Raw genomic sequence first — 22,266 nt, forward strand, 5'->3', positions numbered from 1 at the left:
AGAGCCGCCCGCGGGGGCGGCACGAGAGAGGAGAGGCTGAATGCTCGGAGCGATGCAGGACTGGACCATGCGCGTCACCCACGTGATCGATCACGCGGCGCGCGAGGCACCTGACCGCGAAATCGTCACCCGCTGGGCCGATGGCAGCGAGACGCGCACCAACTGGCAGGGTATCCGCACCGACGCGCTGAAGATGGCACAGGCGCTGCAGGCGCTGGGTCTGCGCAAGGGCGACAAGGTCGCCAGCCTCGCCATGAACCACTCGCGCCACCTCGTCAGCTGGTACGGCGTGGCGGGCATGGGCGGCGTGCTCCACACGGTGAACCCGCGCCTGTTCGACGACCAGCTCGAATATATCGTCAATCACGCCGAAGACCGCGTCATGGTCTATGACGCGGCCTTCCAGCCGATCGTCGACCGGATGCGCGACCGCTGGACCACGGTCGAACACTATATCTGCTTCGACAGCGGCGAGCATACGACCTCGTTCGAGGACTGGATCGCCGCGCAGTCGGGCGACTTCCAGTGGGTCGCCGGGAGCGAGCGCGATCCGTGCATGATCTGCTACACCAGCGGCACGACCGGCAATCCCAAGGGCGTCCAGTACGAGCACCGCAGCACGGTGCTGCATGCCATGGCCGGCCTGCAGCCCGCGGCGTTCAATTTCAGCGCCTCGTCCGTGATGCTCCCCGTGGTGCCGATGTTCCATGCGGCCAGTTGGGGCCTGCCCTATGCAGGCGCGATGGCGGGCATCAAGTTCGTGTTCTCGGCGGTGAACGATCCTGCCGTGCTGCACGAGATGATGCTCAAGGAAGGCGTGACCGACAGCGCGGGCGTGCCGACCGTGTGGCTTGCGCATTTCCAGTATTGCGACGCCAATGGCATCGACCTGCCACCGCTGAAGGCCGCGACGATCGGCGGCTCTGCCGCGCCCAAGTTCATGATCGAGCGCCTGATGAAGAACGGCACCCGCGTCCAGCACGCCTGGGGCATGACCGAAACCTCGCCCATCGGCACGGTCGGCGGCCCGACGCACGACTGGGAGAACCTCAGCCTCGAAGAACGTGTCGTGAAGACCATGAAGCAGGGCCGCCCGATCTTCGGCGTCGAACTGCGCACGGTCGATCTCGACGACAACACCAAGGTCCTGCCGCGCGACGGCGAGACTTCTGGCGCGCTGCAGATCCGCGGCCCCTGGGTGGTGAAGCGCTATTTCAAGGCGGAAGAGGACGCGGTCACCGAGGATGGCTGGTTCGACACCGGCGACGTCGGCGTCCTGCATCCCGACGGCACCCTGCAGCTGACCGACCGCACCAAGGACGTGATCAAGTCCGGCGGCGAATGGATCAGCTCGGTCGAGCTGGAAAACGCCGCGGTCGGCCATCCGGCAGTCGCGGAGGCCGCCTGCATCGGCATGTTCCACCCCAAGTGGGACGAACGTCCGGTGCTGTTCGTGGTGAAGAAGGAAGGAGCCGATTGCTCCGACCGCGACGTGATCGATTACCTCGCCGACAAGGTCGCCAAGTGGTGGCTGCCCGACGCGGTCGAATTCGTCGACGACATCCCGCACACGGCCACCGGCAAGATCAGCAAGAAGGACCTGCGCGACCGGTTCGCAGACTACAAGCTGGCCGACGGCTGAGCATACGCGCGTGGCGCGCCTGATACTCCTCAACAAGCCCTACGGTGTGCTGTCGCAGTTCACCGGGGGCAAGGAAGGCGTGGACGACACGCTGGCGCATCTGGTCGATGTGCCGGGCGTCTATCCGGCGGGCCGCCTCGACAAGGATAGCGAAGGGCTGCTGCTGCTGACCGACGACGGGCGGCTGCAATCGCGCATCGCCGAACCGCGCTACAAGCTGCCCAAGACATACCTGGTGCAAGTGGAAGGCGAGGTCGGTGACGAGGCGCTGGAACGCCTTGCAAGGGGCGTCGAACTGAACGACGGCACGACCCGGCCCGCACGCGCCAAGCGCATCGACCCGCCGCCGCTGTGGGACCGCGATCCGCCGGTGCGCTATCGCAAGAGCGTTCCCGACAGCTGGATTGCACTCGAAATTACCGAAGGCCGCAACCGACAGGTGCGCCGGATGACCGCGGCCGTCGGTCTGCCCACCTTGCGGCTGGTCCGCTGGCGCATCGGCGAGTGGAGTCTCGACGGCATCGCGCCCGGGACATCCCGCGAATTGCAGGTTTAGGAGAGAGAGATGAGCGACACCTATATCGACCCGAGCCCGGCCAATTTCGCCGCTTTCAAGGACCTGCCGCGAGACGAGCCGATCCACATGCTCAACCTGTTGCGCTATCGCGATCTCGCCGAATATCCCGATGGGCACGAGCACGCGGGCAAGGGCTGGAGCGGGCGGCGCGCTTACGAGGAATACGGCAAGACAAGCGGCCCGATCTTCCGCCGCGTGGGCGGCAGCATCGTGTGGCGCGGCGCGTTCCAGACGGTGGTGACCGGGCCGGAAGCGATGCAGTGGCACGACGGCTTCGTCGCGCAATACCCGCACGCCGGTGCCTTCTTCGAAATGATCAAGGATGCGGACTACCAGAAGGCAGTCGTGAACCGCACGGCGGCGCTGGCGGACAGCAGGCTAGTGCGTTTCAAGCCGGGGGCTGCGGGGGAAGGGTTCGGCTAGGGCACGTGAGGATCAGCAATTCGCAAAGGCATTGCAAAAGGTCGACCAGCGCGACCGATTGCAAGACGCAAGGGAGGCATTGAGCCTTTAATCGCATGAACAAGACCAGCTCTCCCGTCGCTGCGCAGTCCACACGGCTCGTCCTCTGGACACTGCTCGTCGTCTACATCCTGAACTTTCTCGACCGGCAGATCGTCAATATCCTGGCCGAGCCGATCAAGCAGGATCTTGGCCTGTCGGACACGCAGATCGGCCTGATGACCGGACTCGCCTTTGCCCTGTTCTACACGGTTCTCGGCATCCCGATCGCGCGCTACGCCGATAACCCGAAATCCAGCCGCACGACGCTGATCTCGGTTTCGCTCGCCTTCTGGTCGGGCATGACGGCCCTTTGCGGACTGGCCCAGAATTTCGGCCAGCTGCTGCTCGCAAGGATCGGGGTCGGGGTGGGCGAGGCGGGGTGCACGCCCGCCGCCCATTCGCTCATTACCGACACGGTGCCGGCCGAGAAGCGCTCTTCGGCGATGGCCTTTTACGGCCTGGGAATCCCGATCGGCAGCCTGCTCGGCATGGCGATGGGAGGCCTCCTCGCCGATGCTTACGGTTGGCGCACCGCTTTCCTGGTTGCAGGCGTGCCGGGCATAATCATGGCTGTCGCAATGCCCATGTTGATCCGCGAGCCGCGCCGACACAGCCCGGCATCGGCGAGCGTGGACGCGCCCATGCCCAACGCACCTGGTGCGGCCGCAGCGGTTCCGGGCGAGCCGCCCGCTGCTCTGCCTGCCCGCGATGCGCTACGGGAAATCCTGCGCTCCAAGGCGATGGTGCAACTGCTGGTCGCCGCCGGGCTGGTGGCTTTCCTGTCTTATGGCAAGACCGTCTGGGCCACGATCTATTTCATCCGCTCGCACGGCCTTTCTCCGGGCGAGACCGGGCTGTGGCTCGGAATCTCGGCCGGATTGGCGGCCATGCTCGGCACCTGGGGCGGCGGCTGGATCGCCGACCGATACGGCTCGCGCGATCCGCGCCATATCCTCACCGCGCCCGCGCTGGGCCTCGTGATAGGCGCTCCGATATTGTTCTTCGGCTATGCGGCTGCCGACTGGCGTTTCGGCCTCGTGCTGATCGTCGTCGCGACCGTCCTCAACAGCTTCTACTATGGCCCGACCTATGCCTGCGTGCAGGGGCTGGTACGTCCGCAGGCAAGAGCGATGGCGACCGCGGTGATGCTGTTCGCGCAGAACCTGATCGGACTGGGACTGGGGCCGCTGTTCTTCGGCATGCTGTCGGACGCCTTCGCGCCGGTTGCAGGCGAGGATAGCGTGCGCTGGGTGCTCTACGGAGCGGCATGGCTGGGCCTGGTGCCGGCCTTCTTCTTCTGGCGTGCGAGGGCCCATCTGGCGTCGGAACTGGGCAAGGCTTCGAGCAGCGCCTGACCATTCGATTGCGGATGTTCACAGCAACCGCAGCTGCCCGCCCACCGCAGGCGGCCTGAACTGCGTGCAGTCCAGTTCGAATTTCGCCTTGCCGAGGCCTGCGCGCTTGCAGGCGAGACGGAAGCGGGCGCGGAAGAGATCGGCCCAGACGCCGGTCGGTTTGAGGCGGGAGAAGAAGTTGGGGTCGTTGTCCTTTCCGTTCCGGATCGACTGGACGATGCCCATCACCTTGTCGCCGCGCTCGGGGTAATGGACCGAGAGCCATTCGCGGAACAGCGGGGCCACCTCGTGCGGCAGGCGCAGGGGGATCCAGCCCACGCTGTCGACCCCGATGGCGGCGGCGCGCTGGACGATTTCTTCCATGAACTCGTCGGTGATGGAGGGGATGACCGGCGCGACCGAACAATGTGTCGGCACGCCCGCTTCGGCCAGTTTCTGCAACGCGGAGAGTCGCTTGGCCGGTGAAGCTGCGCGTGGTTCGAGCTTTCCCGACAGCTTCGCATCGAGGCTCGTGACCGAAATGGCGACCGCGACCAGGCGCCGCTCAGCCATCTCCGCCAGCAGGTCGAGATCGTCGAGTACCCGGTCCGACTTGGTCGTGATCGTCACCGGGTGGCGCGCGTCGAGGCACACTTCCAGCACTTGCCGCGTTATCCGGTAGTCGCGCTCGATCGGCTGGTAGGGATCGGTGTTGGTCCCCATGGCGATGGGGCGGGGGCGGTACTTGGGCTTAGCCAGCGTAGCGCGCAGCATTTCGGCCGCATTGGGCTTGGCGAACAGCCGCGTTTCGAAATCGAGCCCCGGCGACAGGTCGTGATACGCATGCGTCGGCCGCGCGAAACAGTAGACGCAGCCATGCTCGCACCCGCGATAGGCATTGATCGAACGGTCGAAGAAGATGTCAGGCGACTGGTTGAAACTGAGGATGGTGCGCGGGTGCTCCTCCGTCACGTGGGTACGCAGCTTCACTGGTGGACCGTCGAGTGCCTCCATGTGGTCACGCCAGTCGCCATCGGCCTCGCGCGTGGCAAGGCCGAAGCGCGTCGGGACCGCGGCGGATTGGGCGCCGCGCCCGCGCAGGGGCGACTCGTTGCTGGCTTCCATGCATGAGAACATACACGGAACATAAAGGGCGTGGAAGCGGCTTCAGCGTTCCCGCAGGCGGGGCATGAGTTCGACGAAATTGCAGGGCCGGTGGCGGCTGTCGAGCTGGTGGGCGAGGATCTTGTCCCATCCATCTTTCACCGCGCCGTTCGATCCGGGCAGCGCGAAGATATAGGTCCCGCGCGCCAGCACCGCGCAGGCGCGGCTCTGGATCGTGCTGGTGCCGATGCTCTCGATGCTGATGTAGCGGAAGTACTCGCCGAAGCCGGGAATATCCTTGTCCTTCACGCGGTCGAGCGCCTCGGGCGTGACATCCCGGCCCGTGAGGCCCGTCCCGCCGGTGGTAATCACCGCATCGACCATCTCGTCGTCGATCCAGCGGTGGAGATGGGCGGCTATCTCGTTCTTGTCGTCGCGGCTGATCTCGCGCGCGGCGAGCGTGTGGCCGGCTGCCTCGATCCGCTGGGCGAGGATGTCGCCCGAGGTATCGTCCTCGGCCTTGCGGCTGTCCGAAATCGTCAGCAGCGAGATATTGACGGGCTTGAAGGCGCGGGTCTCGTCGATAGCCATCAGCGCGTCCTCGGGAATTGCGGCCACTGGTTCTGCGCCAGCTCCGTCCGGCTTTGCGCAACGGCCTCTGCCTGGCGCAGGTACATCCAGTAATTGCGCATCACGACGGCGACGTACTCGCGCGTTTCCCAATAGGGGATCGATTCCATCCAGAGCAGCGGGTCGCCCTGGTCGTTGATCTCGCTATTCCAGCGCGCGACCGGGGTGGGGCCGGCGTTGTAGGCGGCCATCACCTTGGGCAGGTGCCCACGCGTATATCCTGCGTCCGCCAGCGCCTGCAGTGCCCTTTGCCCGAAGGCGAGATTGACTGCCGGGTTCTTGAGGTCCGCACCCGCGCTCATGTTTATGGAGGCTGCATATTCGCGCGCGGCGATGGGGCGGATCTGCATCAGGCCAATGGCATTGGCGGGGCTGACCACGCCTTCGCGGAAGTTCGATTCCTGCAGCGCGTGGGCGAAGGCGAGGGCGGGATCGACGCGCCAGCCTCCGGTGGGCTGGTGATAGGCGACGGGCCAGCGCAAATTGGCGGGAGAGCTCGTGCCGCGCGGCGCATTGTAGGCCATGAAGGTCTGCGTGCCGGCAAGGCCCAGCGCCCGGGCAAGGCGGGTGAGCGCCGGAAAGTCCGAAGGCTCGATCCGGCGTGCCTGCCAGCGCAGTGCCTCGTCGGCGAGATCGCGCCTGCCGACCTCGGCCAGCATCACGGCCTCGCGCACTGCGGCCTCGTTCTGGAGGCGGCGCCAGTCGTCCTGCGTCAGGTCGGGGCTGGCATGATCGCCGGGCAGCGTCTGCGCCAGCTGCTCGTGCGCGAGCATGCCGTAAAGCGTCTCGGAAAAACGCGCTGCGCCGCGCAATTGCTCGTCGGCCTTTTCCGGCTGGCGGCAACGGATCAGCGCGCGGGCAGCCCAGTAATGCGCCGCGGCGGTCAGCGATCCATTGGCCGAAGCCGCGGCGCTACGACGAAAATAGTCGGCGGCGTTCTCGCAGTCGCCGAGACGCCAGGAAGCGAGTCCCGCCACCCAGTCGCCCTCTGCCACCCATGCACCGCGGCCCTGACCGACCAGCTGCGCCATGGCGAGCGCTTCGGCATCGCGGTTCTCGATGTAATAGGACCAGGCAACGCGCTGGCGCCATTCGGCGCGGGCTTCGGATGACAGCGAGGCGTCGACGCCGTCAAGCAGCAGCCGCGCGCCATCGGGATCGTCGTTGGAAATCCGGTCGAGGATCGCGCTCTGGACGCCGTCCGGCATCGAACCGTCGGAAACTGTGCGGGGACGCATGCGCTTGGTCACGCCGCGCTGGCCGACCAGCTGCCTCTCGCGCGGCAGGGAGGGGGCGTTTTCCAGCCCGCGCGTCCGACCGAGCCGGATAATGGCCTCGGCCTCGGGTAGGCTCGCATAACGGGCCAGCCACGCCTCGATGCGGGGCAGTTCGATGCGCGGGCTTTCGGGGTGGAGGAAATAGGCGGCAAGGACAGAGCCGTGGAGCGGACCGTCCGCCCGCTCGCCCAGCATGACCTCGACGCGGTCCCAGTTCTTCGCCTCGATCGCCTCGAACAGCGAGCGGTAGTAAAGCTGGTCGTCACCGGACAGTAGCTGCGGCAGGACGGCCGCATGCGAACGGGTGAAATAGGCAAGGCTGTCGGAGCCTTGCGCTGCGGCGGGGGATGACAGGATCGAGCCACCGAGAGCGGCGGCCAGCAGGAGTCGTTTGGTCATGCGGTCCATTCGAGCCAGCGGTTCCAGAAATTCATGCGGCGTTCCGGAGTGCGGGACAGTTCGGCAAGATCGGGAGCGAGCAGCAGGGGTACCTGACGCTCGCCGGCGGTAATCGTTGCGGGTTCGCGCGCGGCGGCAGGCGCGATGCCGAACAGAGGTGCCATCCCCCTGCCGAACACGAGCACGCGTTCCGGCGCGGCAAGGGCGATGTGGTGGGCAGTCACCGCGCCGAGGCCATTGGCGGCCAGTTCTTCCCAGTCGGCCAGCGCGGCAGGCGCGGGCAGGGCGCTGGCGAGATAGGCTTCGTGCTGTTCGACGCTCATCGCCTTGAGAATGGCCGCGGCAAAGCGTCCTGCACCGCCCGAGAGAAGGGCATCGCCGTCATCGGCATAGGGTTCGGCAACGAGGACCATCAGCTTGGTGCCCGCGACTCCGCGGGGGGGAAGCCGCGCTTCGGTGCCGGCGAGCGAAAGCGAAGCCTCGCTCATCCACCATTCGCGAAATTTTCCGAGATCGTCCGGCCAGGCTGCCGCATCGCCGCCGATACGGCCCGTTTCAGGGGCTTGCTGGAAGGCGCGTTCGAGCGGGGTGGGCTTGGGTTCTTCCACCCGCGCCACGGGCTTGGGCGCCGCTACGGCTTCTTCCGCTTCGGGACTGGCGAGCCAGCTGTGCGGATCGGCCGAGTAGTCGTGATCGACGCCCGCTTCGCGCCACCAGTCGAAGGCGGCTTCGAGAGCTTGGGCTGCGTCGATTTCGCCGTTATTCGTGGGGTTTTCGTGCATCATCCGTCCGCTGGAGGTCTTGACCTCAAACGCGGCAGCAATCAAGGCATCGCGCAAGCGAATAGCGACGAAAAGAGAGAGACATGAGCGAACGTGAATCCATGCCCTGCGACGTCGTCATCATCGGTGGCGGTGTTGCCGGCCTCGCCGCGGCGATCCGGTTGAAGCAGATCAACGAGGACCTCGAGGTCGTGGTGCTCGAAAAGGGCAGCGAAATCGGCGCTCACATCCTTTCCGGCGCGGTGGTCGATCCCAAGGCGCTCGACGAACTGCTGCCCGAATGGCGCGACATGGATTGCCCCATGGCGCAAACGCCGGTGGGCGAGGACCTGTTCTACACGATCAGCGAAACCGGCGCCTCGGCCATGCCGCACATCATGTTCCCGCCCTTCATGTCGAACGTGGGCTGCTACACCGGCTCGCTCGGCAATCTCTGCCGCTGGCTGGCCGAACAGGCCGAAGGCATGGGCGTGATGGTCTTCCCCGGCTTCCCTGCCGCTGAAGTCCTCTACGACGACAATGGCGCTGTGGCCGGCGTCGTCACGCAGGACATGGGCATCGCTGCCGACGGCAGCCAGAAGGCCGATTACCAGCCGGGCATGGAAATCCACGCGAAGTACACGCTGTTTGCAGAAGGTGCCCGCGGCAACCTCACCAAGCAGATGAAGGCGAAGTACGACCTCGAGGCAAACTGCCAGCCGCAGGTCTATGGCATCGGCATCAAGGAATTGTGGGACATCGATCCCGAACTGCACGAGCCGGGCAAGATCGTCCACACGCAGGGCTGGCCGCTCAGCGAAAGCGGCAGCAACGGCGGCGGCTTCCTCTACCACCAGGCGAACAACCAGGTCGCCCTGGGCCTCGTCACCTGGCTCGATTATTCGAACCCCTATGTCAGCCCGTTCCAGGAATTCCAGCGCTGGAAGCACCATCCGCTGATCGCCGAGGTGCTCAAGGGCGGCAAGCGCGTCGCCTATGGCGCACGCGCGATCAACGACGGCGGCTGGCAGAGCGTACCCAAGCTGGCCTTCCCGGGGGGCGCGCTGATCGGCTGTGCCGCCGGCTTCGTCAACGTGCCCCGCATCAAGGGCAGCCACACCGCCATGAAGAGCGGGATGCTGGCTGCCGAGAGCGTGGCTGCAGCCGTTGCGGCAGGCCATGAGCATACCGAGCTGATGGAATACGACGCAGCCGTCCGCGACAGCTGGATCGCCAAGGAACTGAAGCTCGTCCAGAACGCGCTTCCCGCGATCGAGCGTTTCGGCAGCGACATCGGCACCGTCCTTGGCGGCGTCGACATGTGGATGCGCTATCTCAAGATCGGCTTGCCGATCAGCATGAAGCACCATCGCGACTGCGAGGCGCTGAACCGCGCCGACCTCTACAAGCCGATCGACTATCCCAAGCCCGACGGCGTGCTTAGCTTCGACCGCCTGACCAGCGTCAGCTTCAGCTACACCAACCACGCCGAAGACCAGCCGGTCCACCTGCAGGTCAAGGACATGGAACTGCAGAAGGACAGCGAGTTGGGCGTCTATGCCGGTCCTTCGACCCGCTATTGTCCCGCCGGGGTCTACGAATGGCTGGTCGACGATGCGACGGGCGAGCCGAAGTACCAGATCAATTCGCAGAACTGCGTCCACTGCAAGACCTGCGACATCAAGGACCCGAACCAGAACATCAACTGGGTCACGCCGGAAGGCGGCGGTGGTCCGAACTATCCGAACATGTGATGGCCTTCTCGGCAGGAGACTGCTTTGGTGAGTGAAGGCAAATACAGGCGAGAACCTAGTGTTTTCGAACGAGCGCTGGCGGGCATCCTCGTTGCTGCCTCCATCGCTGCTTTTGCGAACCTCCTGAGTGACGGAAGCCTGCTTGGTGTAGACGGCATGAGAGGCATCGCTTTCGTCGGAGTGCCTACGATCGGTTTCTACTTCTACGCCAAGAGCCGCCGTATCGGTTTCCATCGTGATGATCGCGCCTGACACTATGAGGGAAATCGCCTACGCCAAGATCAACCTCGCGCTGCATGTCCGCAGGCGGCGCGAGGATGGCTATCACGAACTGGAAACGCTGTTCGCCTTCGTCGACCAAGGCGATGTGCTGTCCGTTGCCGATAGCGCGCAGGACAGCGTTCGCGTTGTCGGGGAGTTTTCGGGCGGGCTCGACGATCCCTTCGACAATCTCGTCGCCAAGGCGCTGGGCAAGCTGCCGCGTGGCGGAGGGCTGGCCGTGACCCTCGAAAAGAACCTGCCCGTTGCCGCTGGGCTCGGCGGCGGATCGGCGGATGCGGGCGCGGTGTTCCGCATCGTGCGCGAGCGGTATGGCTTGCCGGACGACTGGCAGGCGCGCGCTGCTGCGCTGGGGGCGGATGTCCCGGCCTGCGTCGAAAGCCGGACCTGCATCGGGCGCGGCACGGGGACTGAACTCGAACCTTCCGACGACAGCCTTGCGGGCACGCCCGTCCTGCTCGTGAACCCGCGCGTGCCGCTGTCCACCGGACCGGTCTTCAAGGCGTGGAACGGCGTCGACCTCGGCCCGATGCCGGAAGGCGATGCGCGGACCGTGGCGACAGAGGGGCGAAACGACCTCGAAGGCCCGGCCATCGCGCTTTGCCCGCCTGTCGCCGGAGTCCTTACCGCGCTGCGCGGAACTTCGCCCTTTCTCGCCCGTATGTCGGGTTCTGGCGCGACCTGTTTCGCGCTGTTCGACAACGAAGCAGCGCGGGACCGGGCCGCGGCATCCATCGCCGCCGACCATCCGGGCTGGTGGCAGATGCGGGGGAAACTCAGATGATCGACGGCCTGCCGTACCGCCAAGTGGGGACGGACATGATGCGCCCGGGCGGCCTGATCTGCGTGGCCGACCACGCCTCCAACCATGTGCCTGCCGAAGTGGACCTCGGTATCGACCGCAAGCTGCTGGACGATCACATCGCGCTCGACATCGGCGTCGAAGGCATCGCCGACCGGCTGGCGCGTCGCCATGGCATCCCGGCCCATATCGCCACGGTCAGCCGCCTCGTGTGCGATTTTCACCGGACCGAGGACGATCCGGCCGCCGTCCCCACGTCGAGCGACGGGCACCTGGTGCCCGGCAATATCGGTGCCGACATCGAGAAGCGTCTCGACCTCTACCATCGCCCCTATCACCGCGCGCTGGAAGCGATGATCAGGGAAGCCAAGCCTCGCATGATCGTGGCTCTCCACAGCTTCACGCCGAGCCTTGCGACCAGCGACGAGGAGCGTCCGTGGGAAGTCGCGCTGCTCTACAACAACGACGATCGCGCCGCGCTGCACGCGATCCGGCTGTTCGGCGAACAGGGCCTGACCGTGGGCGACAACCAGCCCTATTCAGGGAAGCAGTTGAACGCCACGATGGACCGCCACGCCGAAGCGCAGGGCATCCCCTATTGCACGGTCGAGATCCGGCAGGACCAGATCGCGACCGAGGCGGGGCAGGCGCGCTGGGCCATGCTGCTGGCAGACGTGATGGGCCGCGTCGCGCTCGAAGTCTAAAGGCGAACTTGGGCTAGGCCGGACCAAACTAGCGTTAGCGAAGGCAATTCACTCTGCTAGGCTCCGCGCCGCAAGCAACCAGAGAGCCAGCCATGCCCGCCTACCGTTCCCGCACCACCACCCATGGCCGCAACATGGCCGGCGCCCGCGGCCTGTGGCGCGCCACGGGCATGAAGGACGAGGATTTCGGCAAGCCGATCATCGCGGTGGTCAATAGCTTCACCCAGTTCGTGCCGGGCCACGTCCATCTGAAGGATCTCGGCCAGCTGGTCGCACGCCAGATCGAGGCGGCGGGCGGCGTCGCCAAGGAATTCAACACCATTGCGGTCGATGACGGCATCGCCATGGGTCATGACGGGATGCTCTATTCGCTGCCCAGCCGCGACCTGATCGCGGACAGCGTCGAATACATGGTCAACGCCCACTGCGCCGATGCGATGGTCTGCATCTCCAACTGCGACAAGATCACGCCCGGGATGCTGATGGCGGCCTTGCGGCTCAACGTACCGGCAGTCTTCGTTTCCGGCGGGCCGATGGAAGCGGGCAAGGTCGTGGTGAAGGGCAAGGAGATTGCGCTCGACCTCGTCGATGCGATGGTCGCTGCCGCCGACGAAGCCTATTCGGACGAGGAAGTGACCGCGATCGAGCAAAACGCCTGCCCGACCTGCGGTTCGTGCAGCGGGATGTTCACTGCCAATTCCATGAACTGCCTGACCGAGGCGCTGGGCCTCTCGCTGCCCGGCAACGGCTCGACGCTCGCGACCCATGCCGACCGCAAGGGCCTGTTCGAGCGGGCCGGCCGCCTCGCCGTGACCCTCGCGCGCCGATACTACGAAGAAGAGGATGAGAGCGTCCTGCCGCGCTCCATCGCCAGTTTTGAAGCATTCGAGAACGCGATGAGCCTCGACATCGCCATGGGCGGATCGACCAACACCGTGCTCCACCTGCTTGCTGCCGCACACGAAGCCGGTGTTGACTTCACCATGAAGGACATCGACCGGCTGAGCCGCCAGGTGCCGTGCCTGTCCAAGGTCGCACCCGCGAAGAGCGACGTCCACATGGAGGATGTCCACCGCGCAGGCGGGATCATGGCGATCCTCGGCGAACTGGAGAAGGCGGGGCTGCTCCACACCGCGCTGCCGACCGTGCACAGCCCGACCATGGGCGATGCGCTGGACGATTGGGACATCGGCCGCACGCAGAACAACACGGTACGCGAGTTTTTCTCTGCAGCGCCCGGCGGCGTGCCGACACAGACCGCCTTCAGCCAGTCGCGCCGCTGGGAAGAGCTCGACCTCGACCGCGAAAACGGCGTGATCCGCAGCGCCGAACATGCTTTCAGCAAGGATGGCGGGCTGGCGGTCCTGTACGGCAATATCGCGCGCGACGGTTGCATCGTGAAGACGGCGGGCGTGGACGAAAGCATCCTCGATTTCGCAGGGCCGGCCAAGGTCTTCGAGAGCCAGGACGATGCCGTTACCGCCATCCTGACGGGTCAGGTGGTCGAAGGCGACGTGGTGGTCATCCGCTATGAGGGGCCGCGCGGCGGGCCGGGCATGCAGGAAATGCTCTACCCGACAAGCTATCTCAAATCGAAGGGTCTGGGCGCAGCCTGCGCCCTGCTGACCGACGGACGGTTTTCGGGCGGCACTTCCGGCCTGTCCATTGGCCATGTCTCTCCCGAAGCCGCGGAAGGCGGCGAGATCGGACTGGTGGAGGATGGCGACCTGATCGAGATCTCGATTCCCAACCGGACCATCAACCTCGCTGTATCGGATGAAACGCTCGCCGAGCGCCGCGCTGCGCAGGACGCGAAGGGCTGGAAGCCCGAGAAGCCGCGCGACCGGCGGGTGTCGCCCGCGCTCGAAGCCTATGCGGCGATGACCACCTCGGCAGCGCGCGGGGCGATCCGCGACGTCTCCCAGATCCGGAAGGACTGAGGGCAACCCGCTTGCATGAGCGCCGCCGAAGTGGCAGCGCGCCCCGATGCACCGATTGCTTTGCCTGACCCCGTTCCTGCTGGCGAGCGCCTGTTCCGGAGAGCCGGAGGCGTCCCCGCAAGTGGCCGATCAGGGCGGCGAACCGGTCGAATGCGCGCTCGACGGAGCAGAAACCTTCGCGTCGGTGTGCTCGCTTCTTCCGTCTGCAGATGCGGAATCCCTCGCGCGGGTGATCCAGCATCCCGACGGCGGCTTCCGCGTGTTCGAATATGGCGAAACCAATAGCGGCCTGCTCGCGCGCGATGGCGCCGACAACTTGGTCGAAACGGTCGAAGGCGACAAGGTGATCGTCTCCATCGGCAACGACCGCTACCGCTTCGATATGCCGGTGGCCGGTGACTGATCCCGTCCTCACGGTCGAGCAGATGCGCGCCGCAGAGCGCGCCGCGATGGATGCCGGGACCAGCGAATGGGAACTGATGCTGCGGGCGGGCGAGGGGGCGGCGCATTACGTCCACCGCGTCGCGGCAGGACGCAATGTCTGCGTATTGTGCGGCCCGGGCAACAATGGCGGTGACGGCTACGTCATTGCGGAGAGCCTGCGCCGTCGCCGTTACGCGGTTTCGGTCATCGCGCCGCTCGAACCTGGGACTGAGACTGCGCGAAAGGCGCGCTCGGAATTCCGCGGCGAGGTAGCCAGCGACGGTTCCCCCGAAGGCGCGGTCATCGTGGACTGCCTGTTCGGCTACGGCCTCGCCCGGACGGTCGAAGGAAAATTTGCCAAATTACTTGAAGCATTCGCCTCAAGTGATTGTTATAAAATAGCTATAGACGTTCCCAGTACCGTCGAAAGCGATACGGGCAAAGCCCTGGGTCCACTTCCTGATTATGATCTGACGCTGGCCCTCGGCGCGTGGAAACAGGCGCATTTCCTGATGCCGGCGATGGCAGCGATGGGCTGCAAGCGGCTGGTCTCGCTCGACCTGCCTGACGCGGGGCGAGTTGCACGCCTGTCGGCGCACCCCCGGCTCTCGGCGCCTCCGAAGGACAGCCACAAATACCGCCGCGGACTGGTGGCAGTGGTCGCAGGCGATATGCCGGGTGCACCGCTGCTCTCCTGCGAGGCGGCGATGCGAGCCGGTGCAGGCTATGTGAAGCTCATGAGCGACCTTTCGCATCCCGATGCGCCGGCAGAACTGGTGATCGAACAGGGCGGGCTCTTGGACAACCTCTCGGACGAACGGATTTCCTCGGTCCTTGTCGGGCCGGGCCTCGGCCGTAGCGAAGAGGCGCGTGGCAGGCTGTGCGCTGCGCTCGAAAGCGGAAGGCCCTGCGTGGTCGATGCCGACGCATTGCACCTGCTTGACCATGACGTCATCGAAGGCGTCGGCACCGCGCGGATCGTCGTGACGCCGCACGAAGGCGAACTGGCGGCACTCTGCAAAAGCTTCGACGTCGAGGCGGACAGCAAGCTGGACCGGGCGAGAAAACTGCACGACGTCACAGGTATGACGGTCCTCGCCAAGGGCCCCGACACGATCTGCGTGGGCGAGGGCGGTACGGTCTTTTTCGACGCGGGGCCCAGCTGGCTCTCGGTAGCAGGGTCGGGTGACGTCCTTGCAGGCGTCATCGCCGCACGCCTTGCGGGGCAAGGCGAACCGGTGCGCGCCTGCGAAGAGGCGGTCTGGCTCCACCACGAGGCTGCACGCCTGTCAGGTGCGGCTTTCACCGCCGGAGAGCTGGCAGGATCGGTCAACCGCGCCCTGGAGTACTTCCTTTGACTGCACCCGAAACCATCCTGCGCATTGCCGCCAAGGGCGATGGCGTCACCGCGTCCGGCAGGCACGTTGCGGGCGCCGTCACCGGTGACGTCATCCTGCCCGACGGAACCATCGAAGCAGGGCCGCACCATGTCGCTGCTCCGTGCCGTCATTTCGGCACTTGCGGGAGCTGCCAGTTGCAGCACGCCGACGAGGAGGCGCTAAGCCGTTTCGTAACCGAAAGGGTGGTGAATGCCGCCGAGGGGCAGGAGGTCGCAGCCGCCGAAGTCTTGCCCACGCACCTGTCTCCGCCCGCGACCCGTCGCCGCGCGACCCTCCACGCCCTGCGCACTGCCAAGGGCGCTGCCATCGGGTTTCGCGAGGGACGCAGCAACCGCATCGTCGACATGCAGGAATGCCTGATCCTCGATCCGGCACTGTTTGCGCTGGTTGCGCCGCTGCGCAAGCTGGTCGCCGCCCATGCAGGGCGCGGGCCGGTGGACATTTCGCTGACGCTGGCGGACCAGGGCGTGGACTGCGCCATCACGGGTATCGAGACCGAAGGCCTCGCCGCGACCGAGGCGATGCTGGATTTCGCGCGCGACCATGGGCTTGCGCGCCTGTCGCTCGACCAAGGATACGGTGCCGAGACCGTCTGGGAGCCGGAGCCTGCGACGATTACACTAGCCGGCGTGGCGGTTCCCTTGCCACACGGCGCTTTCCTCCAGCCGACGCGCGACGGCGAGGCGGTCCTGCTTGCCGACGCGAAGGAATGGCTGGCGGAGAGTGCTACGATCGCCGACCTGTTCGCCGGTCTGGGCACCTTTGCCTTTGCGTTCGCAGGTCCGGCCAAGGTGCTGGCGGTGGAGGCGGCACGCGATGCGCATCTGGCCTGCAAGACGGTGGCCAATGCGCGCGGCATACCCGTCCATGCGATGCACCGCGACCTGTTCCGCAACCCGCTGCAGGCTGCGGAAATCTCGCGCTTTTCGTCGATCCTGCTGGATCCGCCGCGTGCCGGCGCGCGCGAGCAAGTCGCACAGATCGCGGCAAGCGAAGTGAGCCGCGTCGCCTATGTCAGCTGCAATCCGTCGAGCTGGGCGCGCGATGCGAAGACGCTGGTGGAGGCGGGCTTCAAGCTGGAGAAGCTGCGGCCCGTGGGCCAGTTTCGCTGGTCTACCCACGTCGAGCTGACCAGCCTCTTCACCCGCTAAGCGCGCAAGGCCCCTAGCACCTGACTTCGCAGCCATGTGCGTGCGTCGGGTTCGGCATAGGCATGTCCGGCGCCCGGGCACTGCCGGATACGCTCGTCGCTCGGCCAATTGTCCGCAAAGGCCTGTGCGGTCCGGTCGTTCTGGGCCAGGAGGAAACGCACCGGGCCGTCGAACTGCCCGAGCGCCTCGCGCAATTCCTGCGCCAGCTGCGAAGGCCCGCTCTCGCCCTTCGCTGCCTGTTTGAGGCCCGCCTTGAGCTTTCCGAGGTCGGTCTTGCCGGTGAGCAGGCGCCAGATCGCGCCGGGGTCGGCGAGTTTCGCGCGATAACGGGCACGGGTTCGCGCGGGCGAGGGAAGGGGTCCGTCCTCTTCGTCGATGGCCCAGGGGTTGCTCAGGACCAGCGCATCGAAGCCGAGGCCCTCGGTCAGCATCAGGGCAGAAGCGCCATCGCAATTGCCGAAGCCGACCACGCGGGTCATCTGCGGTACCAGCGCGCGGAACGAGCGGAGCGCAGCCGCTATGTCGGCACGAGACTTGTCGAACCCGCGATCCTCGCCGTCGCTGTCGCCGATCCCGCGGCGGTCGAAGCGAAAGACCGGAAATCCGGCCGCAGCGATCTCCGATGCCAGTCGGGCCTGCCAGCCGAACGCGCCCGCGCGCGGCTCCTGCCCGCCCGTCACGATCAGCAGCCCCGTCGTGCCCGGCGCATTGTCCAGCGTACCGGCAAGGTTCAAACCGTTGCAGTGGAAGGCGAGATGAAGCCGCTTCACCGGGCGAGCTCCCGCGCCAGCAGGTCCGCCAGCGCTTGGGCCTGATCCGCGTCCTCGCCGATCTCGGCCCTCAGCCACAGCGGTGACCCGCCGATCTCCTCGTGATCCACCACCACTAGATAGCCGGTTTGCACATCGGTGCTTTGTTCAAGCTCGCGGATTATTTCGCCCGACAGGGTCCAACCTGCGACGTGGCCGCCATACTCGCGTGCCTCTGCGATGATTTCTGCCGGCTGCCGTCCGCCACCTGTCTCCGCTTCGGACAGGCTTTGCGCGCGGGCCAGCGAGGTGAGGGCCCTTGCCGGTGCCTGCGGAGCGTAGAGCCATCCCGGCAGTTCGGCCGGAGCGATTGCGGCGCCCGTTCGCACCGCCAGAACATGGGTTGCTCCGAAATGCCCGGCTGCCGCTACTGCAGCCGTCCGCCACCCCGAGAGTGTCTGCTTGCCCAAAGGCGCGATGCTTTCATTGCAGCCCGGCAGGTCGGGCAGGGCGCTGGCGATACCGCGCAGCGACAGGAGGCGCATGACCTCGCGCAATTGCCGGCGCAGCCTGTTGGCCTCTTCGAAAAGCGGAGGCAGCACGAGCAGGCGATTGCCGCCCGTTGCCTTGAAAACCAGGGCCATTTCCTCGCTGGTCCCACCTTCGATCAGCGGGGCAGGCCAGGTTTCGTACATGGGGCGGGCGCTCAGCCTTCGATGGTTTTCGCTTCGGCGAAAGCGAGGAGGCCGCCGTAGGTTTCGAGCATCTCGCCGTCGACATCGTCGTCTTCGATGATGATGTGGAGGCGGTCTTCCATTTCGGTCAACAGCGTTGCCACGGCCATGGAATCGAGTTCAGGCAGATGTCCGAACAGGCCCGTGTCGCCGTCGAAACCCTCTACCCGCTCGGCGTCGAGCGCGAGGACATCGCTCAGGATCGCGCGCAGCGTCGCATCGATCGCGCTGCGGCTCGGTCCGGTCGGTTCGGCGGTGGCGGTTTCTGCCATGCGTATTACGGTGTCCCTGCTGAAAGCGGGTGCCGCCTTAGCCGCGTGGTCAACCGCGTGCAAGGCGGCCGAGAAGGCGCTTGGCTATGGCAGGCCATGCCGCAACTTGTCGCGGGTCGAGGCAGGTGAGCCGATATCGCGGGCGGCACTCCTCCATCCAGTCGCGCTTGTATGGGTCGGAACCGGTACCGAAATCGATCAGCGCGACCTTCTCGGTATCGATCGCGTATTCGAACATCGCGGCGGTCAGCACCGTCCCGGCCGACAGGTTTTCCGCCTCTTTGAGATGCGCCAGCTTATGGATGTAAGCCGTGCCATTCTCGACGGTCCAGAACTGCGTCGCCACCGGTTCGTCATCCGCATAAGCGATGCCGAGGCGATAGTGCCCCTTATCGCTTTCGCTGCGCGCGAAGGCCTCGAGCAGGTCCGCGCGTTCCTCAGTGGGTTTCCAGCTCTTTCTGTAGATTGATTGGTAAGTTTGCCATTCAAACGCATCGAATTGCGTTGAAATTTCCGTTCTAACTTTCTTCGACCTGCGCTGGAGGGTGGACCGCATCTGGCCCGGGCGAGACGCCCAGTACTGGTCGAAGCTTCGGCCGTTCACCTGCAAGATGTGGTTGTCGTCGCACTTCTCGCCGAAGACGAGCCAACCTGAAGTGCGGAATGCCTCCTCCAGCAGGCCAAGCCAGCGGTCTTCCCCCGACAGGGGACTCAAGTCGACACGGGCGGTCCTGCGTTTGAGGTCTGCGGCCAGCGCGCGAAGCAGGCCGGTCGCTTCCTCTCCCGCTTCACCGACCGGAGCCCAGGTGAAGGAAAACCAGTTCGTCAGGCTCTCCAGCCCCTTCGGGCCATGCATGAGGGGCAGGGCGAGGGCGTCCTCGGCAAGTGCGATCACAGGCTGCCAGCCATGCTGTTCGAGCAGCTCGAACCACTCATGACCGTCGAAAGGCCCGGAGCGATCGTGCCGAACCCCTTGCAGTTTGCTGGCCGTGTCGTGATAGCTGACCGTGATGACCACCGGTAATCCCTTGCCCGGAACTTCCATGCCTGATCCCACGCCCTATCCACTCGATCAACTGGCGGAACGCGGCGATGCACAGGCGCGCGCGCTGGTGCTCAAGGACCGCGTGCTGAGTTTCGCCGATTTGCGCGAGCGAGTGTCGCTGCTGGCGGGGTGGCTGGCCGGCCAGTGCGAAGCGGGTTCACGCGTCGCAAGCTGGGCGGCAAAGGGGGAACTGACCTGCCTATTGCCGCTGGCGGCCGCGCGGGCGGGGCTTGTCCACGTGCCGATAAACCCGCTGCTGAAGCGCGCGCAGGTGGCGCATATTCTGGCAGATAGCGGTTCGTGCCTCCTCATGGGCACCAAGGCGCGGCTCCAGACGCTGGAAGACGGCGATCTTCCCGCAGGATGCCGGGCGGTCGACGAAGCCGAAGTCTTCTCAAGCGCCGAAGCCACCGCCAGTCGGCTGGGGCCGTCGGACAGCGATCCCGATGCGCTGGCGGCAATCCTGTATACCAGCGGTTCGACGGGCAAGCCCAAGGGCGTCATGCTCAGCCATGCGAACCTCTGGCTGGGTGCCGTCTCGGTGGCCGATTACCTGGGCATGAGCAGCGATGACGTCACGCTTGCAGTCCTGCCACTCAGTTTCGACTACGGGCAGAGCCAGCTGCTTTCGACCTGGTACGCCGGCGGGTGCGTCGTCCCGCTCGACTACCTTTTCCCGCGTGACGTCGCGAAGGCCTGCGCCCGGCACGGCGTCACCACGCTGGCAGCCGTTCCTCCGCTCTGGGTCCAGCTGACCGAGATGGAGTGGCCTGCCGAGGCGCTGGCGTCCATGCGCCGCCTGACCAACAGCGGGGGAGCCCTCACGGTCGAACTGGTACGCGACCTGCGGGCCCTGTTTCCCGATGCGCGACTGTTCCCGATGTACGGACTGACCGAGGCATTCCGTTCGACCTATCTCGACCCGGACCTTGTCGACAGCCATCCGACCTCGATGGGCAAGGCGATCCCCTTCGCCGAGATCCTCGTCATCGACGATGAGGGCTCTGTGGCCGACCAGGAGGAAGAGGGCGAACTGGTGCATTGCGGCCCGCTCGTCGCTCAAGGGTACTGGCAGGATGCGGAACGCACTGCCGAAAGGTTCCGGCCTGCGCCAGGCGCCTCCACCTATGGCGGCACCGCCGTCTGGTCGGGCGACCGTGTCAGGCGGGATGCGGAGGGGTTGCTCCACTTCGTCGGTCGCCGTGACGCCATGATCAAGAGCGCGGGCAACCGGATCAGCCCACAGGAGGTCGAAAGCGCGGCGCTGGCTTCGGGGCTGGTCGCCGAAGCGGTTGCGATCGGGGTGCCCGACGCCCAGCTCGGCCATGCGATCCACCTGGTGGTTCGGGCTGCGCCTGATGCATCCGGTGACATGGAAGCGGAGTTAAAGCGTGCGCTAGCGCGTGAACTGCCCAACTTCATGCAGCCGCATGTCTATCACTGGCGCGAAACGATGCCGCTCAACCCGAATGGCAAGATCGACCGCACAAGGCTCGAGCAGGAGATCGGCGCATGAAGCCGCTTGGCCCCATTCCTAACGGCTTCGAGGCCATCGACGGCGAACTCGCAATTGCAGGCCGCAAGGCTTCCGACCTCGTCGAGGCGGCGGGGGCGAGCCCGTTGTTCGTCTATTCCAAGGACCTCATTGCAGCTCGGCTGGCTATGCTGCGCAAGGCTCTGCCTGATCAGATTCACGTCAATTATGCTATAAAAGCCAACAGTTTCTCTCCGCTTCTTCAGTTCATTTCGGAATTTGTCGACGGGCTGGATATCGCTTCCGGCGGCGAACTCGCCATGTTGCAGGCGATCGGGGTGGACGGCGCGCGCATCAGCTTTGCCGGACCCGGCAAGCGCGACACGGAACTGGAGGCTGCCATTTCGGCGGGTGTCACGCTCAACCTCGAAAGCGAGAACGAGGCGAGAAGGGCGCTGGCGATTGCCGAGCGCCTCGGAAACACGCCTCGCCTCGCTATCAGGGTGAACCCGGATTTCGAACTCAAGGGTTCGGGCATGAAGATGGGCGGCGGGGCCAAGCCGTTCGGCGTCGATGCGGAGCGCGTGCCCGCGCTTGCTCGCGAGATTATCGCTGCGGGATGCGAATGGCGCGGCCTGCATATCTTCACGGGCAGCCAGGCACTCGATGCGAATGCGGTTGCCGAAACGCAGGGCAATATCCTCGACCTCGCCCACAGGATTGCGGTGGAGGCGGGCGTGACCTTGCCGAAACTCAACATGGGCGGCGGTTTCGGTATCCCCTATTTCAGCGGAGACATGCCGCTGGATATCGAGAAAGTGGGAGAAGAACTGTCCAAGCGTCTGGAAACGCTGCCTGAAACGCTCGTCGATGCGGAACTCTTCGTCGAGCTGGGCCGCTATCTCGTTGGGGAAGCGGGCGTTTACCTGACACGGATTCTCGATCGCAAGGAAAGCCATGGCGAGGTCTACCTCGTGACCGATGGCGGGCTTCACCACCAGCTGGCTGCATCGGGCAATTTCGGGACCGTCGTGCGCCGGAATTACCCCGTGGCTATCGCCTCGCGTTTCGGGGCCGAGCCCGAAGAGATCGCCAATGTCGTGGGCTGCCTTTGCACCCCATTGGACCGACTTGCCGACAAGGCACACCTGCCGCGAGCAGAGGTCGGCGACCTGGTGGCGGTATTCTGTGCAGGAGCCTATGGTGCCAGCGCCTCGCCCGCCGCATTTCTCGCCCAGGGACCCGCTGCCGAAGTCCTGATTTGAGACAGTTGCGAATTTCGTGGTAAATCCCAGCGATTCCGCTGGTTCG

General features: G+C 65.6%; 22 protein-coding genes. 14 read left to right on the top strand and 8 right to left on the bottom strand.

The window, feature by feature from the left end; all coding sequences use genetic code 11:
• Window positions 1-40: 40 nt before the first annotated feature.
• The 4 genes from LC083_RS12520 (at window position 41) to LC083_RS12535 (ending at window position 4,078) form a co-directional block, all read left to right on the top strand.
• Window positions 41-1,642, top strand: a complete 1,602-nt coding sequence (locus LC083_RS12520; protein ID WP_226700664.1) for a long-chain fatty acid--CoA ligase — start codon at window positions 41-43, stop codon at window positions 1,640-1,642.
• A gap of 10 nt (window positions 1,643-1,652) precedes the next feature.
• A complete protein-coding gene (locus LC083_RS12525) occupies window positions 1,653-2,198 on the top strand; it encodes a pseudouridine synthase (protein ID WP_226700665.1) in 546 nt (181 codons plus the stop codon).
• A 9-nt stretch (window positions 2,199-2,207) separates the two neighbouring features.
• Window positions 2,208-2,642 carry a DUF1330 domain-containing protein gene (locus tag LC083_RS12530; RefSeq protein ID WP_226700666.1) on the top strand — a complete coding sequence of 145 codons (435 nt, stop codon included), beginning with the start codon at window positions 2,208-2,210 and terminating at the stop codon, window positions 2,640-2,642.
• A gap of 95 nt (window positions 2,643-2,737) precedes the next feature.
• Window positions 2,738-4,078 carry a spinster family MFS transporter gene (locus LC083_RS12535; protein ID WP_226700667.1) on the top strand — a complete coding sequence of 447 codons (1,341 nt, stop codon included), beginning with the start codon at window positions 2,738-2,740 and terminating at the stop codon, window positions 4,076-4,078.
• An 18-nt stretch (window positions 4,079-4,096) separates the two neighbouring features.
• Here LC083_RS12535 and LC083_RS12540 read toward each other — a convergent pair whose 3' ends face one another.
• The 4 genes from LC083_RS12540 to LC083_RS12555 are packed head-to-tail and all read right to left on the bottom strand — an operon-like array spanning window position 4,097 to window position 8,252.
• Window positions 4,097-5,182: a PA0069 family radical SAM protein gene (locus LC083_RS12540; RefSeq protein ID WP_226700668.1), complete on the bottom strand. Its 1,086-nt coding sequence runs from the start codon at window positions 5,180-5,182 to the stop codon at window positions 4,097-4,099.
• A 42-nt stretch (window positions 5,183-5,224) separates the two neighbouring features.
• Window positions 5,225-5,752, bottom strand: coding sequence for a molybdenum cofactor biosynthesis protein B (moaB, locus tag LC083_RS12545; RefSeq protein ID WP_226700807.1), 528 nt, complete (start codon window positions 5,750-5,752; stop codon window positions 5,225-5,227).
• Complete coding sequence (locus LC083_RS12550) at window positions 5,752-7,467, bottom strand: lytic transglycosylase domain-containing protein (protein ID WP_226700669.1); 1,716 nt, start codon at window positions 7,465-7,467, stop codon at window positions 5,752-5,754. Before LC083_RS12550 ends, moaB begins: the two co-directional genes overlap by 1 nt.
• Window positions 7,464-8,252, bottom strand: a complete 789-nt coding sequence (locus LC083_RS12555) for a hypothetical protein (RefSeq protein ID WP_226700670.1) — start codon at window positions 8,250-8,252, stop codon at window positions 7,464-7,466. The genes LC083_RS12550 and LC083_RS12555 overlap by 4 nt, the downstream gene beginning before the upstream one ends.
• Before the next feature lie 80 nt (window positions 8,253-8,332).
• On the opposite strand from LC083_RS12555, the gene LC083_RS12560 reads away from it, so the two are divergent.
• The 8 genes from LC083_RS12560 to LC083_RS12595 all read left to right on the top strand — a co-directional run bounded on the left by LC083_RS12560 (window position 8,333) and on the right by LC083_RS12595 (window position 16,681).
• The gene (locus LC083_RS12560) at window positions 8,333-9,982 is read left to right on the top strand and encodes an electron transfer flavoprotein-ubiquinone oxidoreductase (RefSeq protein ID WP_226700671.1); all 1,650 of its coding nucleotides are present in this window, start codon (window positions 8,333-8,335) and stop codon (window positions 9,980-9,982) included.
• Window positions 9,983-10,009: 27 nt separating this feature from the next.
• On the top strand, window positions 10,010-10,234 hold the full coding sequence (locus LC083_RS12565) for a hypothetical protein (RefSeq protein ID WP_226700672.1): 225 nt from the start codon (window positions 10,010-10,012) through the stop codon (window positions 10,232-10,234).
• A gap of 4 nt (window positions 10,235-10,238) precedes the next feature.
• The gene (locus LC083_RS12570; protein ID WP_226700673.1) at window positions 10,239-11,045 is read left to right on the top strand and encodes a 4-(cytidine 5'-diphospho)-2-C-methyl-D-erythritol kinase; all 807 of its coding nucleotides are present in this window, start codon (window positions 10,239-10,241) and stop codon (window positions 11,043-11,045) included.
• Window positions 11,042-11,767, top strand: a complete 726-nt coding sequence (locus LC083_RS12575; RefSeq protein WP_226700674.1) for an N-formylglutamate amidohydrolase — start codon at window positions 11,042-11,044, stop codon at window positions 11,765-11,767. The genes LC083_RS12570 and LC083_RS12575 overlap by 4 nt, the downstream gene beginning before the upstream one ends.
• Before the next feature lie 92 nt (window positions 11,768-11,859).
• Window positions 11,860-13,707, top strand: coding sequence for a dihydroxy-acid dehydratase (gene ilvD, locus LC083_RS12580; RefSeq protein WP_226700675.1), 1,848 nt, complete (start codon window positions 11,860-11,862; stop codon window positions 13,705-13,707).
• 46 nt (window positions 13,708-13,753) lie between these two features.
• Window positions 13,754-14,110, top strand: coding sequence for a hypothetical protein (locus LC083_RS12585; RefSeq protein WP_226700676.1), 357 nt, complete (start codon window positions 13,754-13,756; stop codon window positions 14,108-14,110).
• Window positions 14,103-15,488 (top strand): NAD(P)H-hydrate dehydratase, encoded by a 1,386-nt coding sequence (locus LC083_RS12590; protein WP_226700677.1) that lies wholly within the window; start codon window positions 14,103-14,105, stop codon window positions 15,486-15,488. Before LC083_RS12585 ends, LC083_RS12590 begins: the two co-directional genes overlap by 8 nt.
• Window positions 15,485-16,681, top strand: coding sequence for a class I SAM-dependent RNA methyltransferase (locus tag LC083_RS12595; RefSeq protein ID WP_226700678.1), 1,197 nt, complete (start codon window positions 15,485-15,487; stop codon window positions 16,679-16,681). The genes LC083_RS12590 and LC083_RS12595 overlap by 4 nt, the downstream gene beginning before the upstream one ends.
• On the opposite strand, the gene LC083_RS12600 is transcribed toward LC083_RS12595, so the two are convergent.
• From LC083_RS12600 to LC083_RS12615, 4 genes are read right to left on the bottom strand one after another with little or no spacing between them, the layout of a single operon-like run.
• Window positions 16,678-17,451, bottom strand: a complete 774-nt coding sequence (locus LC083_RS12600; RefSeq protein WP_226700679.1) for a hydrolase 1, exosortase A system-associated — start codon at window positions 17,449-17,451, stop codon at window positions 16,678-16,680. The genes LC083_RS12595 and LC083_RS12600 overlap by 4 nt on opposite strands.
• Window positions 17,448-18,125, bottom strand: coding sequence for a hypothetical protein (locus tag LC083_RS12605; protein WP_226700680.1), 678 nt, complete (start codon window positions 18,123-18,125; stop codon window positions 17,448-17,450). Before LC083_RS12605 ends, LC083_RS12600 begins: the two co-directional genes overlap by 4 nt.
• A gap of 11 nt (window positions 18,126-18,136) precedes the next feature.
• Window positions 18,137-18,436, bottom strand: coding sequence for an acyl carrier protein (locus tag LC083_RS12610; RefSeq protein ID WP_224832525.1), 300 nt, complete (start codon window positions 18,434-18,436; stop codon window positions 18,137-18,139).
• A gap of 49 nt (window positions 18,437-18,485) precedes the next feature.
• Window positions 18,486-19,481, bottom strand: coding sequence for a GNAT family N-acetyltransferase (locus tag LC083_RS12615; RefSeq protein WP_226700681.1), 996 nt, complete (start codon window positions 19,479-19,481; stop codon window positions 18,486-18,488).
• On the opposite strand from LC083_RS12615, the gene LC083_RS12620 reads away from it, so the two are divergent.
• Both LC083_RS12620 and LC083_RS12625 read left to right on the top strand, forming a co-directional pair.
• Window positions 19,480-20,997: an acyl-CoA ligase (AMP-forming), exosortase A system-associated gene (locus tag LC083_RS12620; RefSeq protein WP_226700682.1), complete on the top strand. Its 1,518-nt coding sequence runs from the start codon at window positions 19,480-19,482 to the stop codon at window positions 20,995-20,997. The genes LC083_RS12615 and LC083_RS12620 overlap by 2 nt on opposite strands.
• On the top strand, window positions 20,994-22,220 hold the full coding sequence (locus LC083_RS12625; protein ID WP_226700683.1) for a pyridoxal-dependent decarboxylase, exosortase A system-associated: 1,227 nt from the start codon (window positions 20,994-20,996) through the stop codon (window positions 22,218-22,220). Before LC083_RS12620 ends, LC083_RS12625 begins: the two co-directional genes overlap by 4 nt.
• Window positions 22,221-22,266 lie beyond the last annotated feature (46 nt).

The sequence above is a fragment of the Qipengyuania gaetbuli genome (genome assembly GCF_020524765.1).
Taxonomy (GTDB): Bacteria; Pseudomonadota; Alphaproteobacteria; order Sphingomonadales; family Sphingomonadaceae; genus Qipengyuania; species Qipengyuania gaetbuli_A.

Coding starts and splice junctions, on each gene's coding strand:
- LC083_RS12560 (WP_226700671.1), top strand. CDS start 8,333: ATGAGCGAACGTGAATCCATGCCCTGCGACGTCGTCATCATCGGTGGC.
- LC083_RS12605 (WP_226700680.1), bottom strand. CDS start 18,125: ATGTACGAAACCTGGCCTGCCCCGCTGATCGAAGGTGGGACCAGCGAG.
- LC083_RS12620 (WP_226700682.1), top strand. CDS start 19,480: ATGCCTGATCCCACGCCCTATCCACTCGATCAACTGGCGGAACGCGGC.
- LC083_RS12540 (WP_226700668.1), bottom strand. CDS start 5,182: ATGGAAGCCAGCAACGAGTCGCCCCTGCGCGGGCGCGGCGCCCAATCC.
- LC083_RS12555 (WP_226700670.1), bottom strand. CDS start 8,252: ATGATGCACGAAAACCCCACGAATAACGGCGAAATCGACGCAGCCCAA.
- LC083_RS12550 (WP_226700669.1), bottom strand. CDS start 7,467: ATGACCAAACGACTCCTGCTGGCCGCCGCTCTCGGTGGCTCGATCCTG.
- LC083_RS12570 (WP_226700673.1), top strand. CDS start 10,239: ATGAGGGAAATCGCCTACGCCAAGATCAACCTCGCGCTGCATGTCCGC.
- LC083_RS12575 (WP_226700674.1), top strand. CDS start 11,042: ATGATCGACGGCCTGCCGTACCGCCAAGTGGGGACGGACATGATGCGC.
- LC083_RS12530 (WP_226700666.1), top strand. CDS start 2,208: ATGAGCGACACCTATATCGACCCGAGCCCGGCCAATTTCGCCGCTTTC.
- LC083_RS12535 (WP_226700667.1), top strand. CDS start 2,738: ATGAACAAGACCAGCTCTCCCGTCGCTGCGCAGTCCACACGGCTCGTC.
- moaB (WP_226700807.1), bottom strand. CDS start 5,752: ATGGCTATCGACGAGACCCGCGCCTTCAAGCCCGTCAATATCTCGCTG.
- LC083_RS12615 (WP_226700681.1), bottom strand. CDS start 19,481: ATGGAAGTTCCGGGCAAGGGATTACCGGTGGTCATCACGGTCAGCTAT.
- ilvD (WP_226700675.1), top strand. CDS start 11,860: ATGCCCGCCTACCGTTCCCGCACCACCACCCATGGCCGCAACATGGCC.
- LC083_RS12625 (WP_226700683.1), top strand. CDS start 20,994: ATGAAGCCGCTTGGCCCCATTCCTAACGGCTTCGAGGCCATCGACGGC.
- LC083_RS12520 (WP_226700664.1), top strand. CDS start 41: ATGCTCGGAGCGATGCAGGACTGGACCATGCGCGTCACCCACGTGATC.
- LC083_RS12610 (WP_224832525.1), bottom strand. CDS start 18,436: ATGGCAGAAACCGCCACCGCCGAACCGACCGGACCGAGCCGCAGCGCG.
- LC083_RS12585 (WP_226700676.1), top strand. CDS start 13,754: ATGCACCGATTGCTTTGCCTGACCCCGTTCCTGCTGGCGAGCGCCTGT.